The sequence below is a fragment of the Clostridium thailandense genome, from assembly GCF_019207025.1.
In the GTDB taxonomy this organism is placed as follows: Bacteria; Bacillota; Clostridia; order Clostridiales; family Clostridiaceae; genus Clostridium_AM; species Clostridium_AM thailandense.
Window position 1 is genome coordinate 1 of the sequence record NZ_JAEEGC010000238.1, and the last position, 1,034, is coordinate 1,034.

Consider the following 1,034-nt stretch of genomic DNA (forward strand, 5'->3'; position numbering starts at 1 on the left):
GGAACACCTGAAAGTTCTACTGCCTTAGTAACTCTAGCTTTTTCTTCTGCGTCTAAAGGCATTAAAGGTTTTCTCATTAAAGGTAATGAAAATACTTTACGTTGTACTAAGAATTCTTTCATTCTTGCATGAGCTTCTCCAGTAGGTTCTCCAGTTCCGTATATTCCCATTGAAGCAGCCTGTAAGTTTACATTAACTTTTTTTGCTTCTTTTAAGTCTTCTTCTTGAACAGCTTTCCATAAAGCAGTTACTAGTTCTGGTACGCATCCTGAGAAACCAACTAATGCACCGTCAAGACCTTGTATCATTGTAGATAAAAGATTTTCATCATGACAAGTTACTAATGTTGTTTCTGGTGACTTTTCTCTTAATATAGTAACATCTCTTTCATATAAAGGCTGATTACGAGTTCCCATTTTAATAGCTACAACATTAGGAATCTTACACATTTCTATTAATGTTTCTACTGGATAGAATGCTTTTGTAGTTGATGGGTAAAGGTGAATAAATATTCCAATATTAATAGATTCTGCTACATCTTTAACGAACTGAATAGCTCCTTCTTGCTTCATTCCAAATCTTAACCATAAGTGTGGTGGCATAAGAAGTATTCCATCTGCTCCTGCTGCTTCTGCTGCTTGTGCTTGTTTTATAGCGTCAGCTGTTCCTTCTGCTGAAACCCCTGAAATAATCTTAACATCTTTACCGCTTTTCTTAACATGGTCTGCTACCAATTTTGTAACAAATGCTCTTTCTTCATTTTCTAATCCTGATATTTCTCCAGTATGTCCATTTGTAACTAATCCTCTTATTCCTTTATCAGAATACTCAAGTAACCAGTCTAAATAAGGATATAATTCCTTTTCACTTACTGTTGAATCTTCGTTAAAAGGTATACATATTGCAGGATAAATACCTCTCCATTCTGCTCTTGATTTTGCTGCTTTTGCCATAATTAAATTCCTCCATTTTATAAATAAATTTTTAAACCTTTTTCTCTTCAGATACTCCTTAGTCTTATATATTTAATAAAA

At 33.7% G+C, this 1,034-nt stretch carries 1 protein-coding gene; it reads right to left on the reverse strand.

The window, feature by feature from the left end:
• The coding region (locus I6U48_RS29145; RefSeq protein ID WP_218324018.1) for a dihydrodipicolinate synthase family protein at positions 1 to 953 on the reverse strand (953 nt) is incomplete at its 3' end.
• Positions 954 to 1,034: the final 81 nt, after the last annotated feature.